The organism is Caballeronia sp. BR00000012568055 (genome assembly GCF_029439455.1).
GTDB lineage: Bacteria > Pseudomonadota > Gammaproteobacteria > Burkholderiales > Burkholderiaceae > Caballeronia.
In genome coordinates this window covers 1-12,071 of the sequence record NZ_JAQFVG010000017.1, presented here as the reverse complement: position 1 = coordinate 12,071, position 12,071 = coordinate 1, and the positions used below count along the sequence as shown (strand labels likewise).

At 58.5% G+C, this 12,071-nt stretch carries 13 protein-coding genes; 4 read left to right on the top strand and 9 right to left on the bottom strand.

Annotation, left to right across the window (positions count from 1 at the left end; translation table 11 throughout):
• The first annotated feature begins 282 nt into the window (after positions 1–282).
• Positions 283–1,542 carry an aromatic ring-hydroxylating dioxygenase subunit alpha gene (locus P7F28_RS01805; RefSeq protein WP_277182729.1) on the top strand — a complete coding sequence of 420 codons (1,260 nt, stop codon included), beginning with the start codon at positions 283–285 and terminating at the stop codon, positions 1,540–1,542.
• Positions 1,542–2,498, top strand: a complete 957-nt coding sequence (locus tag P7F28_RS01800) for an Ldh family oxidoreductase (protein WP_277182728.1) — start codon at positions 1,542–1,544, stop codon at positions 2,496–2,498. The genes P7F28_RS01805 and P7F28_RS01800 overlap by 1 nt, the downstream gene beginning before the upstream one ends.
• Here the strand turns inward: P7F28_RS01800 and P7F28_RS01795 are convergent.
• Both P7F28_RS01795 and hpaC read right to left on the bottom strand, forming a co-directional pair.
• Positions 2,488–3,390, bottom strand: coding sequence for a DMT family transporter (locus P7F28_RS01795; RefSeq protein WP_277182727.1), 903 nt, complete (start codon positions 3,388–3,390; stop codon positions 2,488–2,490). The two genes, P7F28_RS01800 and P7F28_RS01795, sit on opposite strands and share 11 nt — an antisense overlap.
• A gap of 200 nt (positions 3,391–3,590) precedes the next feature.
• Positions 3,591–4,094, bottom strand: a complete 504-nt coding sequence (gene hpaC / locus P7F28_RS01790; protein ID WP_277182726.1) for a 4-hydroxyphenylacetate 3-monooxygenase, reductase component — start codon at positions 4,092–4,094, stop codon at positions 3,591–3,593.
• A 59-nt stretch (positions 4,095–4,153) separates the two neighbouring features.
• On the opposite strand from hpaC, the gene P7F28_RS01785 reads away from it, so the two are divergent.
• Positions 4,154–4,777 carry a response regulator transcription factor gene (locus tag P7F28_RS01785; RefSeq protein WP_277182725.1) on the top strand — a complete coding sequence of 208 codons (624 nt, stop codon included), beginning with the start codon at positions 4,154–4,156 and terminating at the stop codon, positions 4,775–4,777.
• 14 nt (positions 4,778–4,791) lie between these two features.
• On the opposite strand, the gene P7F28_RS01780 is transcribed toward P7F28_RS01785, so the two are convergent.
• The 5 genes from P7F28_RS01780 to P7F28_RS01760 are packed head-to-tail and all read right to left on the bottom strand — an operon-like array spanning position 4,792 to position 8,722.
• Positions 4,792–5,535, bottom strand: coding sequence for an SDR family NAD(P)-dependent oxidoreductase (locus tag P7F28_RS01780; RefSeq protein ID WP_277182724.1), 744 nt, complete (start codon positions 5,533–5,535; stop codon positions 4,792–4,794).
• The gene (locus P7F28_RS01775) at positions 5,528–6,649 is read right to left on the bottom strand and encodes an amidase (RefSeq protein WP_277182723.1); all 1,122 of its coding nucleotides are present in this window, start codon (positions 6,647–6,649) and stop codon (positions 5,528–5,530) included. Before P7F28_RS01775 ends, P7F28_RS01780 begins: the two co-directional genes overlap by 8 nt.
• On the bottom strand, positions 6,646–7,146 hold the full coding sequence (locus P7F28_RS01770; protein WP_277182722.1) for a nuclear transport factor 2 family protein: 501 nt from the start codon (positions 7,144–7,146) through the stop codon (positions 6,646–6,648). The genes P7F28_RS01775 and P7F28_RS01770 overlap by 4 nt, the downstream gene beginning before the upstream one ends.
• A 4-nt stretch (positions 7,147–7,150) precedes the next feature.
• The gene (locus tag P7F28_RS01765; protein ID WP_277182721.1) at positions 7,151–7,528 is read right to left on the bottom strand and encodes a hypothetical protein; all 378 of its coding nucleotides are present in this window, start codon (positions 7,526–7,528) and stop codon (positions 7,151–7,153) included.
• A gap of 36 nt (positions 7,529–7,564) precedes the next feature.
• Positions 7,565–8,722: an acyl-CoA dehydrogenase family protein gene (locus P7F28_RS01760; protein ID WP_277182720.1), complete on the bottom strand. Its 1,158-nt coding sequence runs from the start codon at positions 8,720–8,722 to the stop codon at positions 7,565–7,567.
• A gap of 192 nt (positions 8,723–8,914) precedes the next feature.
• Between P7F28_RS01760 and P7F28_RS01755 the strand changes: the two genes are divergently transcribed.
• Positions 8,915–10,369 (top strand): ATP-binding protein, encoded by a 1,455-nt coding sequence (locus tag P7F28_RS01755; RefSeq protein WP_277182718.1) that lies wholly within the window; start codon positions 8,915–8,917, stop codon positions 10,367–10,369.
• A 3-nt stretch (positions 10,370–10,372) separates the two neighbouring features.
• On the opposite strand, the gene P7F28_RS01750 is transcribed toward P7F28_RS01755, so the two are convergent.
• Entirely contained in the window at positions 10,373–10,873 is a 501-nt protein-coding gene (locus tag P7F28_RS01750; RefSeq protein WP_277182716.1) for an aromatic-ring-hydroxylating dioxygenase subunit beta, read from the bottom strand.
• Positions 10,870–12,071: aromatic ring-hydroxylating dioxygenase subunit alpha (locus tag P7F28_RS01745; protein WP_277182714.1), on the bottom strand; the 1,202-nt coding region annotated here is incomplete at its 5' end. The genes P7F28_RS01750 and P7F28_RS01745, both read right to left, overlap by 4 nt.

The following is a 12,071-nucleotide window of genomic DNA, read 5'->3' as shown; positions in this document are numbered from 1 at the left end:
CGAATTCGACCAGCGCGGTCAGCGAGGGAATGATCCGCCGATATCCTTTAGTGCCTTTTGCCATGTCGTTGTGGGGTGCTCGAGTCTCTGTCGGGTCGCTTTGTGTGCCCGCTATTATCAGATGCACAGGGCCCTTTAAAGCAATCCTTCAGGCATAAAAAAAAGTAATGCGACACGCACAAAAAGGCGCGTTGACGCTGGAATTTGCCACGCGAATACTTCCGTTCATCGTCCGATGCACCCTTCTGCACGGCGCGCTCAATTCATAAAAGGACCCCTGCCATGCCCGAGATTCAATTCAAATCGCACCGCGAATTGCTCGACAGCCGCGAACCGGGACATGGCATGCCGGGCGAATTGTTCGGCCGTCAGGACGTGTTCGATACCGACCTCGACGTGTTCTTCAACAAGCTCTGGATTCTGGTAGGCGTGACCGCCGACGTGCCGGAACCGGGCGATGTGCATACCGTCGATATCGGCCGCGCGTCCGTCATGATCGTGCGCGACGAGGACGAGCAGATTCGCGCGTATCGGAACGTGTGCCGGCATCGTGGATCGCGCATCATGAAGACGGCGGGCAAGGCGAGCGTTGGCATGCTCGTGTGTCCGTATCATCAGTGGACGTATGAACTCGACGGCAGTCTTCGTCACACCACGCACATGGGCAAGGATTTCGACCCGAAGTGCCACAGCCTGATTCCCGTGCATCTGAAAGTGGTCGGTTCGCACGTCTTCATCTGTCTCGCCGATACCCCGCCCGAAGACTTTTCCACGCTCGAATCCGTGATGCTGCCGCGCTTCGCGCCTTACGATCTTCAGCGCACGAAGATCGCGCATGAAATGACGATCATCGAGAACGGCAACTGGAAGCTCGTGATGGAAAACAATCGCGAGTGTTACCACTGCTCGGCGACGCATCCGGAACTGGTGAATTCGTTTCTTGCTGAAGACTTCGGCTTTTGCCCGGACGGACAAAGCGAAGAAGCACTTACGGCGTTCGAAGAATACAAGAAGCAAAACGCCGCGAATCAGGCCGAATGGGAAAACGACGGCTACGTGTGCGCCAGTTTCGAATCGCTCGATGAAACCGTGCAGACCAATTTCCGCACGCAGCGTCTGGTGATCGCGGGGACGGGCGAGTCGCAGACCATGACCACGCAGGTCGCGAGCAAGAAGCTGCTCGGCGGTCTCGAACGCCGCGATCTCGGCGATGTGCATATGTGGGGTCATCATTCGTGGACGCATGTGATGAGCGATCATGTGGTCGTCGCTTATGCGATTCCGCTCGCGCCGGACAAGACGATGGTGCGCACCGTGTGGCTTGTTCATGCCGATGCGGTCGAAGGCGTGGATTACGATCTCACGGAACTCACCGAAGTGTGGGTCGCCACGACTACACAGGATGCCGAATTGGTTGGCAACACGCATAGCGGCACGCAGGACCCGGCTTATCGTCCGGGACCGTTCTCGCAGTACACCGAAGCATATCTCGATCAATTCTCGCGCTGGTACGACGCGCGCCTGAAGGCGAACGGCATCTGATGCGATACGACTTTGCAGCGGCCTTCGATCTTGCGCGCGCCGCGGCGCTGGACGCGGGCGCAAGCGATAGCATCGCGTGTTCGCTTGCGCGTGCAACGGTCGAAGCGGAACGCGCGGGAAACAAAGCGGTCGGCTTCGCGCATCTCGTCGATTATCTCGACAGCTTGCGCATCGGGCGTATCGCATGTGACGCCGAACCGACGATCCATTTCCCCGCGCCCGCCATGATCGAAGCCGATGCGAATCAGGGCATCGCGCAACTCGGTTTCGATCGCGCGTTCGATGAGTTCGTCCAACGCGCGAATACCTATGGCGTCACGGTGTTTTCGCAATCGAACAGCTACACGACCGGCGAACTCGGCTATTACACGCGACGTCTCGCGCAAGCGGGTTTGGTGGCGCTCGCCACCAGCAACGCCGACGCGCAAGTGACGACACTCGATAGCCGACAGGCCGTGTTCAGCACCAATCCTTTGTCTTTCGCTGCGCCGCTTGCGAGCGGCAAGCCGTTCGTGATCGATCAGGCATCGAGCGCGACCGCTTTTGTCAATGTGCGGCACGCGGCCGAGCAAAACGAAGCCATTCCCGAAGGCTGGGCGCTCAACGCCAACGGACAGCCGACCACCGACGCACGCGAAGCCGTCAAAGGTTTGCTGCTCACATTCGGTGGCTATCGCGGCGCGAATATCGCTTTGATCAACGAAATATTCACGGCAGGCATGACGGGCGGAAACTGGTCGATGGACGCGCCTTCGTTTTGCAATGGCGACGCGTCTCCGTCGGTTGGCTTGTTTATCATCGCGATCAAGCCGGATCTTGTCGTGAAGGACTTTCCGGCGCGGCTGCAAGTGCATCTTGAACGGCTTGCTTCGGCGGGCTTGCGGATTCCGGGCACGCGCAACAAGCCTGAATCGGTCGAACTATCGGATGCCTTGCTCGCACGCCTCAACGCGTGACCACGCCGAGCGCTCTCTTGCGGCCCACTTCGAGTAGCGCCAGACTGCAAAATATCAGCGATACCGCCGCGACTTCGAACATGCCCACATGCTCGCCCGCCGCCCAGCCGACCAACAGCGCGACGATCGGCGTAATGTAGATTGCGCCGGCGGCGGCCACCGCGCTGAGTTCATCGAGCAAAAGGTAATAGAGATAAAGCGCCGCGCCCGTTCCAAGCAAGCCCAAGCCAACCACCAGGCCGATTGCGGCGCGCCAGTCACTAAGAATATTGCTGACGCCGCTAAAGTCGGTCAGGCAAAACTGCACGATCAAGGCAAGGCCCATTTGCCAGGTCACGATGGCTAAAGGCCCGATATTCGGCCGCGTCAAAAACAAGCGAATATAAACCGACGACAAACCGAACACCAGCGAACTGCCGAGAATCCACGCAACACCCGTGAGGCTGATCGTGGCATCCGAATAAGCCACCGTCCACGGACGCGAGATCAGCGTGATGCCCGCCAGACCCAGCGCGACGCCGCCCATCATCAGGCCGTTCATGCGCTCGTTGCGCAGAAAGAGAATGGCGGCAATGGCAGTGAACAAAGGCGGCGATGCGCCAAGCACGCCCGCAATGCCCGACGGCAAAATGGCCGTACCTTTAGCGACCGCGAAGTAATAAAACGCCGTGCCCACCGAGGCAAGCAAGAGGAAGTGATGCGAATGCCGCATCTGCCTTAGCGACACAATTTTCTTGCGCCAGGCAAAAAAGGCTAAGGGCAAGAAGCCAAACAACACTCTAAGAAAAGAAATCTGGCCCGCGCTGATAAGCTCGCTGGCCCATTTCATGTAGATGAAATTCGAGCCCCAGAAAACGCCGAGAAGAATAAACGCGGTATAGGTCCTGAGCACGGAGAGTCTCGGCAAGATGTCGTTTAGCGGGCGCTCCACGCCCTTATCGCTCAAACGATGCATGCGCCGGAATTGCGCGTCAACGGCCTTTATTTACCGCTTCGAATTACTTTAAGTTATGCGGCGGCAAGCCAGCGCTTTCAGCGTGGCCTTTACGCGCCACGTAGGCCTGCCGCCGACGCAATACGCGCAAGAGACGCTCAAGCCGCTTTGACCGCACGCGGCACGCGATGAAAATTGCGATCGAAGTAAATCAGACTGTCGCCGTCGTTTCGCACGCGAATTTCCGTGGTTTCCACGAACATGACCGAGTGCGATCCCACTTCCTTCGCTTCGACAATGCGCCCTTGCAGGCTCGCCAGCGCACCGCGCAACACCGGCACGCCGTCGATACCTTCGTCCCATACCGGCAGATTAAAGCGCTCGTCCATCGATAAATTAGTCAGTCTAGCGAAATGACGCGCCACGCCTTCGAGACTCGCGGGCAGCACGTTGATGCACACATTGCGATTGCCATCGAATACGGCGTGCATGGCGCTCGATCGATTGAGGCACACGAGCAAAGTCGGCGGCGCGTCGGTGACCGAGCAGACGGCGCTTGCGGTGATGCCGCATCGGCCATGCGAGCCTGCAGTCGTGATGACGTTGACGGCCGCGCCGAGATGCGCCATGGCTTGCCTGAACTGCTGTTTCATATCGGACATGATGTGTCCTCCGCGTTATGATGAATCTCTTGCGTACCGCATGAAGAGATCGATCGTCCATGAATGATGCTGTCCCACTGGTCTATATCGTCGATGACGACACCGGCATGCGCACCTCGCTTGCGTGGCTGCTCGAATCGGTCGGCATTGCCTCGAAGGGCTTTGCGAGCGCAGCGGAATTTCTCGCCGCGTTCGATGTGACCGTGCCCGGCTGTCTCGTGCTCGATGTGCGCATGCCCGAAGCGAGCGGCTTCGACGTGCAGGAAGCGCTCAATCGACGCGGCGCAACCTTGCCGATCATCTTCGTCAGCGGCCACGGCGATATCCCCATGTCGGTTCGTGCCTTGCAGCAAGGCGCGATCGATTTCGTCGAAAAGCCCTATAACTCGCAGCAAATGCTCGAACGCGTGCAACGCGCGATGAAGCTCGCTTCACAACGTCACGTCAAAGCCATGCGTCAGCGCGAACTGCGCGAGCGCGTGAATTCACTGACCGCGCGCGAAAAAGACGTATTGCGCGGGCTGATCGAAGGCAAGCCAAGCAAAGTGATTGCATCGGATTTATCGATTAGCGTAAAGACGGTCGATGTGCATCGCGCGAGTATCAAAGACAAACTCGGGGCTTCGTCGATGGCCACGCTCGTACGCGATGTGCTCGAAGTGTGGGATCCGGCGAGCGAGTAAGCGCGTGTGTTGCTTTAGCGCATGAACAAGCCTCCATTGATATCCCAGCATGCGCCGTTAGCAAAATAAGCGTCGGGCGCGGCGAGCATCACGGCGACATCGGCGATGTACGTTGCGGAACCGAGCTTGCCGACGGGAATGCCCGCGATGACTTTCTCAAGCTTATCGGCAGGCACGCTTTCATGAACGATCGGTAAATCAAGCGGTCCCGGCGATATGGCATTGACCGTTACGCCGTATTGCGCGAGATCGCGCGCAAAGACTTTGGTCAGCGTAATTGCGCCACCTTTGGCAGCCGCATAATGCGCGCCCGTCGCCGAGCCGCCATTCTGTCCCGCCAGCGAAGCGATATTCACGATACGTCCCGCGCTACGCGTGGCGAAATGCGCGCCGAAGACCTGACAGCCGAACAACACGCTGCGCAGATTTATGTCGATCACGGTATCGAATTGTTCGGCGGTAATCTCCATCACCGGCACGACTTTCGATGCGCCCGCGTTGTTGATCAGCGCATCGATAGCGCTCCAGCGTTGCAGCATTGCGTCGCGTGCGGCTTCGAAATCAGTCTTCGATGTGACATCGAGCTTGATGGCGAACGCGGTCGATCCATCCTCGCTGAGTTCGTTTGCGAGCGCTTGTGCGGCATCGATAGCGATATCGGCTAAAGCGACTTTATAGCCCGCATCATGAAAGCGACGCGCGACGACCGCGCCAAGGCCACGCGCCGCGCCAGTGACGAGCACGGTTCTTTTAGACATTTTCCATTTCCCTTAGGATGCCTTCGATTTGCTTGGCGGCCGCGCATACGATTTCGTCTTCGCCCTTGCGGCCGATAATCTGCAAGCCCGCTTTTATGCGTGAATGTGCAATCGGCACAGGCAAGGTAAGCGCAGGATGACCGCTGAGATTGAACGGGCGAATCAACGAAGACATTGCAATCACCGATGTCCCCGCACGCGCCGCTTCGATCGTGATCGGCAACGCGGGCAGGGTCGGCATGACGAGCACATCGACGTGTTCCAACGCGCAATCGACTTCATGAGTGAACGTGCGGCGCACGCGTTCGGCGGCTTCGAGATCGGCATCATTCGTATTCGATGCAGCTTTGAGCCGCACAGCGATATCCGCGCCGAGTTTCCCACTATCGAAGAGATGACCGAACGCGCGCCATGTTTCCGCATTGATGATGGCGAGGCCTGCGTTAAAGGCTTCTTTCATCGAAGCCAATTCAATTGACGGGGATGAAGGCACCACACGCTCAACCGCTTCGCTAATCTCACGATCCGCTTCCACACGCACCAAACCGATACGCGCGTTCGCTTTTACCCCTTGAAACGCAGGGTCGATCGCTTCCATCACTGCGATGATCGTGTTCATATCGCGTGCGAAGGGGCCGACGCAATCGAGCGTCGTAAAGCCCGGCGCCACGCCTTCACGCGACACGCGCCCGAATGTCGGCTTGAATCCGATCACGCCGCAGCATGCTGCGGGGCCGCGCACGGAGCCGCCCGTATCGGTGCCGAGGGCGGCATCGACCAAACCGAGTCCCACGGCAGATGCCGAACCGCTCGACGAACCGCCAGGAATACGCGCATCATCCTGAGGATTAACGGGCGTGCCGCAATAGTCGTTGATGCCGGTCATGCCGAACGCAAGCTCGTGCATGTTCGTCTTGCCGGTGATTCGCCAGCCTGCATCCAGCAGACGCTGCACGACGACTGCGTGCTTTTGCGCGGGCGCTGCATCCGCAAGTGCGCGGCTGGCGGCCGTCGTCGCGTAACCCGCTATGTCGATGCTGTCCTTGATCGCGATGGTCGGCGCATCCGCGCGATCATGCGTGCTCAGATCGAACTGTTGCAAAAAGGCGCTCATGCGGGCATTCCTCTGACGTGCCACGGCGCATCGAAAAGACGTTCGGTGCGAAAGTGGCTGATTAACCATGTGCCGTGATCGGACGGTACGAAGTCGATGTCGAGGCGCGCGGAGATCAACTCCGCTTTCTCATCGACATAGCCCGATGCCTGCAACATGATCCAGCGGCCTTTTGCGGTGTCGCCATCGGCTTCGATATGTTCGGAGGTGAGAAAGTGCACATTGACCGCGAAATGCGGCGCAGGCGGCAGATAACGCGCCAGCATCGCGACGATATCCGCGCGGCCTTTCAAGCGCCCGAACTTGCCCGCATAGTGCGAACCGACGCCTTCCCACACGGCATTTTCCGTGAACAATGCGCCGAGCGTCTCGCCATCGAACGCGCGTGCGGGCACATCGCACAAGGCCATATATCGCGCGATGGTCTTGCGCACCGCGTTCTGCGCTTCGAGTGCGGCAACGCGCGCGATCAAGGCATCGAGCGTTGTATCGTTCATGACGTCACGCATTGTTCGCAACCGCAGGCGGCACGGTCAGCGCGCGACCCACGCGCGCTTCGATCTTGCCGTAACGCCACAGGTTGTACTCGCCCACGGGCGTCGTGCGATACAGATTGCATACTGCAACGGCAGTATCGAAATCCGCGACATCGGCCATGATGTAGAAGGTCCACGGCGCACCGTTAGCATTGCCAACCACGAGTCGATCGTCGTCCATCACACCGAGCACGCGCACGTTTTCCATCGCTTCGATGGCGCTCAGCATCTTGCCGTACGCTTGCCATACCGTGCCGATCTGCTCGCGCGGCAAGTCGAAGAAATTCTGCGTGACGCCGCAGCAGAACAGCACGCGCAAGGGCAGGTTAGGTGTATCGGTCATGTCGAAAAGTCCTTGTTTTAAGGTGTCGAATGGAAATCAGAGATAGCCGGGAATCGGTTGAACGCCGACGAAGACCGCACCCGCGCCGTCGTAATTGCCTTCGCCGAGAAAGGCGTGTTGCGTGACAACCATCGAATCGCGCAACAGGCGTTGCAGCGGATGCGTGCGATAAATCGCCATCGTCCCGCCCAGGCGATACGCACGATTCACCACGTCCGCACCTTCACGCGCGATCTCGGTCGCCGAGAGACGCAACAGGCTCACCTGATCGGGCGTGACCTCGTTGCCCGCGAGAATGGACTGCCACACGCTGTCGGTGGTCTCGTAGAAGAACGCGCGTGCGGAACGCAATTGCGCTTCGGCTTTAGCCAGTTCGATGCGGTAATACGCACGGTCCGCAAGTTGCGGCGCGCCGGTGGTGGTCTTGCGTCCACCGGACATGGTGTTGGCAACATCGAGCGCCGCGCGTGCGAGGCCCAGATTCACGACCGCGAGCACTTGCGCGGCATAGGCAATCGTCGGATAGCGATACAGCGGTTCATCGACCGTCGGCGTGCCGCCGCGCACGAAAGTCCAGTCTTCTTCGACGAACTGATTCGTCACGCGCAGATCATGACTGCCGGTGCCCTGCATACCGACCACATTCCAGTTCTCGACAATCTCCACTTGCGACGGCTTGAAAACCGCTGTGCGCGGTCTGCCGGGATTACCCGTACCGATACCGACACCAAGCCAGTCCGCGCCCTTGCAGCCGCTCGCAAACTTCCACGTCCCGTTCACGCGATATCCATTCGCTTCGGGCGTCGCGTTTTGCACGGGAAACAGACCGCCTGCAAAGACCTGATCGGGACCATCGGCATAAATGGCGGCTTGCGTAGCGAGCGGCAATGCGGCGAGATAAAGATTCGCGGAGCCGAAACTCGCGACCCATGCAGCGGAACCATCCGCCGTCGCAATGCGTTCGATCATCTCAAGAAATTCGCCGGGCGCGCGTGCATCGCCGCCGAAGCGTTTGGGCGTGGCCGCACGGTAAATTCCCACGCGCTTCAATTGTTCGATCACATCGCGCGGCACATGCGAAAGGCGTTCGAATTCTTCTCGGCGTTGCGCGATTTCCGCGATCACATCGTCGAGCGTGATTGAATCGCATTGATCGGCGAAGTCTTCTTTCTTAAGAGCGGCAGTGAATGACATGGGGACGTCTCCGTTCCTGTTGGTTTGCAATCGGTTAGCGGTCGGGTTTTTTTAAGCACCGTGAATGCAGTCTAAGAACGCAAAAAAACAGGAACAATTGGGAAGAGACCATGCCGGCCTAAAGAAATCTTTAGCGTGATTTTCCTTAAGCGATGTTATGTTTCGACAATGATCCGCACTGGAATGCGCGCCATGTCTCATCCCGCCGAAACCGACTTCCGCGTCTTGCTCGATGCGCTGAATCAATGCGTGCTGCTCCACGATGCGCAGACCAAGGCGATCGTCTGGGCCAATCGCGCGGCGTGCCATGCGTTGGGCTATTCGCTTGAAGATTTGCTGCCGCTCAAGGCGCATCACATGACGCGCGACGACGTGAAATATCGGCGTGAAATGGCCGTAAATGCGATGGATCGTTCGGCAAGCGAAGGGCCGCAAAGCTACGAGTGGTGTTATCGATCGCGTGCGGGTGTGGACATGCTCTCGGAAGCGATCGCCACTTATGTGCCGTTGCACGAACGCGCCGTCGTCATGGTGCAGTTCCGCGATATCAGCGCCGAAGAAGCGATGCGTCAGAAAATCCGCAGCTATGAGACGCGTTTGCGTGAATATATGCAGGACCTGGGTGAAGGCGTCGCGGTGATTACGCCGCGTGGCAAGGTGGCGTATTTGAGTGAATCGGGGCGGCGTGTGCTGGGCGTCGAAACGAATGCGCCGCTTGGCGTGGCGCTCGATTACTGCACGCGTGAGGACCGCGATCGTCTTGTCATGCAACTGCGCCAGGCGAACGCATCGAACGTGCAGCGATACCGTATTACGCGGCGTGATGGCGTGGCGCGCTGGCTGCGTATCACGTGCAGACGGGTTGCCATCGACGATGAATTGAATGGCGTGCTGGTCCACTTCCGCGATATCAGCGATGAAGTCGCGACGGAAGAAACGCGCCGCATGCTCGAATATGCGGGACGCTATAACGCGATGGGCGAAATGTCTACGGCGATTGCGCATGAGTTGAGTCAGCCGCTTGCAGCTGTACGCAACTTCATCGAAGGTTCGATACAACGTCTTGCGTCCAATCAACCGGATGCAACCGACAGCGCGATATGGGGGCTTCGCGCAGCGGACCGGCAAGCAGAACATGCGGCGCATATCATCAAAAGCGTGCGCGAATTCGTGGTCCGGCGCGATCCGGTCGAAACGCAAGCCGACTTGCGCGACGTGCTTGCGGATGTCGCTTACTTTATTCAATTGCGTGCGCGCGATGAAGGCGTGACGGTGCATATCGAACAATGGCACGCACCTTTGCCTGTACGTTGCGAGCGCGTGCTGATCGGTCAAGTGATTTTGAATCTTGCGTTCAACGCGGTCGAAGCGCTGAGCGGTGTTCCGAATGGCGTTATTACGCTCGCCACCTCGCAAAGCGATCAGGTGGCCGAACTTCATGTGATCGACAATGGCCCCGGCGTTGCAGACGAAGCCTTGCCAAAGCTGTTCGATGGCTTCTCATCGTCCAAAGCGGGCGGCAACGGCATTGGCTTGTCCTTGTGTAAGAACATTGTCACGCGTCACGATGGACGCATCTGGGCGCAACGCGCATTGGCAGGCGGACTGGATTGCCGATTCGCGTTGCCGCTGTCTTCGCTCGTTTGAAGATCACAACAAGAAGCCGATGGCGCTAAGCGCTTCCGTCGAATCGATCAAACGAATCACCTTTTCCACAAGACGCGGTTCGCCGCTTGCCATGCTGATTTTGTGCGATACATCAGCCGCAAAAATGGTCGATACGCCGCGCTTGTACGCGATGATGATCTGCGACGACTTCACTTCGACGAGGTCTGCGCTATCGCTCGATAACGTGAAACGCGATACGGTACGCACCGTGCGCGCCGCATCGGATGCAGACGCGGAATAGCCTGACGTCATGCGTTGCACGCGCAATTCGCGCATATGATGATCGTCGTACGCGTAGTTCAGCGTGGCGGCGAAGTCGGTGGCTTCCGGATCGATTGGTACAACGTAGAAACCTTGCGAATCCCACAATTCGAGCCATGCGCGGTAATCGCGCTTGTCGAGTATCTCGGCTTCGCGCCAGATGAATTCGATCGCGCGCGCGAAGGTCTGGTGAGAGAGGAGTGCGTTGTGATCGTCCATCATGCCTGCTCCATCATTGCGCGCCATTGCTTGTAGGCCTCGCGCATGCCGGTTTCATCGGTGGAATGCGCGGTTTTTTCTCCGTTCGGAGCGGTGGTTTCGCGGTTCAGGCCGCGATTGACGAGGATCGGGACATCGGGTCCGGCATACGCGCCGCGTTGCACGCGTTCCCATGCTTCGGCATCGTCGGGGCTGCCGAAACCGAACGGACCTTGAAAGTGTTCGTGAATGCGCAGACGCACGCGGTTCGCTTCATCCGGACCGCCATCCATCGCGAGTGCGACGTGGCGAATTTCGGTTTCATCCACGGAAATAGGGCGCAGCACGCGGAAAAATGCCATCGACAACGCGAGATTGGGGAACAGATTCAGGTTGAAGCCAACGCCCATCAACGAACGCACAATGCGTCGCACCTCTTCGGGGGTGTGCTTTTCTGCGAGTTTCGCCGCGAGATCGTTGAAGCGTTCGGGCAGTGGTGCGCCATCGTCCTTATCCAGATCGACGATTTCCGGCACCAGCACGGCAAGACTATGACCGTTGCCGAGCGAGCGGCAGAAGGCTTCATCGCTCGTCATGAAACTGGTGATGACCGCAGCCGTTTCTTCATCGATGGACTTCATCCACGACTTATGCACGACCGGGAAGTGATACAGGTCCGTGGTGTTTTCAAGCTGAATCTTCCAGTTGCCTTTGAACTTGAACTTATGCTCGCCGTTGGCCTTGATCGGATAGCCCGCGCCTTGCTTCATGAACAAGTCGATCCACGGTTTCGCGCCACCGAGAAAGTCTTCGAGTGGTTCGATGCTTTCATCAAAGCTCGCGAAAATCAGGCCTTGATACACGCCTACGCGTAACTTCTTGAGCGGCAGATCGCCTTTCTCGCACACGCCTTCGTAACCGTCGCCATAGGGCAGGGCGCGCAGCGTGCCATCGAGTGCATAGGACCAACTGTGATACGGGCACGTGAAGCCTTTAGCGTTGCCTTTGTGTTCTTCACAGACGGTCGCGCCGCGATGGCGGCAGCGGTTTTGCAGCACGTTCACCGTGTCCGTCTTGTCACGCACGACGATGACCGGCTGGCGGCCGATGATTGTGGTGACGAAATCGCCGGGCTTTGGCAATTCGCTGTCGTGCGCGACCCAGACCCATGTCTTGTAGAAGATGCGTTCCAGTTCGGCTTCGAAAAGCTCGGGATCGGTAT

What these genes read in the sequence shown, in the direction of transcription:
- P7F28_RS01775 (WP_277182723.1), bottom strand. Translation starts at nt 6,649, where the DNA reads ATGAGCGCCTTTTTGCAACAGTTCGATCTGAGCACGCATGATCGCGCG.
- P7F28_RS01760 (WP_277182720.1), bottom strand. Translation starts at nt 8,722, where the DNA reads ATGTCATTCACTGCCGCTCTTAAGAAAGAAGACTTCGCCGATCAATGC.
- P7F28_RS01755 (WP_277182718.1), top strand. Translation starts at nt 8,915, where the DNA reads ATGTCTCATCCCGCCGAAACCGACTTCCGCGTCTTGCTCGATGCGCTG.
- P7F28_RS01805 (WP_277182729.1), top strand. Translation starts at nt 283, where the DNA reads ATGCCCGAGATTCAATTCAAATCGCACCGCGAATTGCTCGACAGCCGC.
- P7F28_RS01750 (WP_277182716.1), bottom strand. Translation starts at nt 10,873, where the DNA reads ATGATGGACGATCACAACGCACTCCTCTCTCACCAGACCTTCGCGCGC.
- P7F28_RS01780 (WP_277182724.1), bottom strand. Translation starts at nt 5,535, where the DNA reads ATGTCTAAAAGAACCGTGCTCGTCACTGGCGCGGCGCGTGGCCTTGGC.
- P7F28_RS01785 (WP_277182725.1), top strand. Translation starts at nt 4,154, where the DNA reads ATGAATGATGCTGTCCCACTGGTCTATATCGTCGATGACGACACCGGC.
- P7F28_RS01800 (WP_277182728.1), top strand. Translation starts at nt 1,542, where the DNA reads ATGCGATACGACTTTGCAGCGGCCTTCGATCTTGCGCGCGCCGCGGCG.
- P7F28_RS01765 (WP_277182721.1), bottom strand. Translation starts at nt 7,528, where the DNA reads ATGACCGATACACCTAACCTGCCCTTGCGCGTGCTGTTCTGCTGCGGC.
- P7F28_RS01770 (WP_277182722.1), bottom strand. Translation starts at nt 7,146, where the DNA reads ATGAACGATACAACGCTCGATGCCTTGATCGCGCGCGTTGCCGCACTC.
- hpaC (WP_277182726.1), bottom strand. Translation starts at nt 4,094, where the DNA reads ATGTCCGATATGAAACAGCAGTTCAGGCAAGCCATGGCGCATCTCGGC.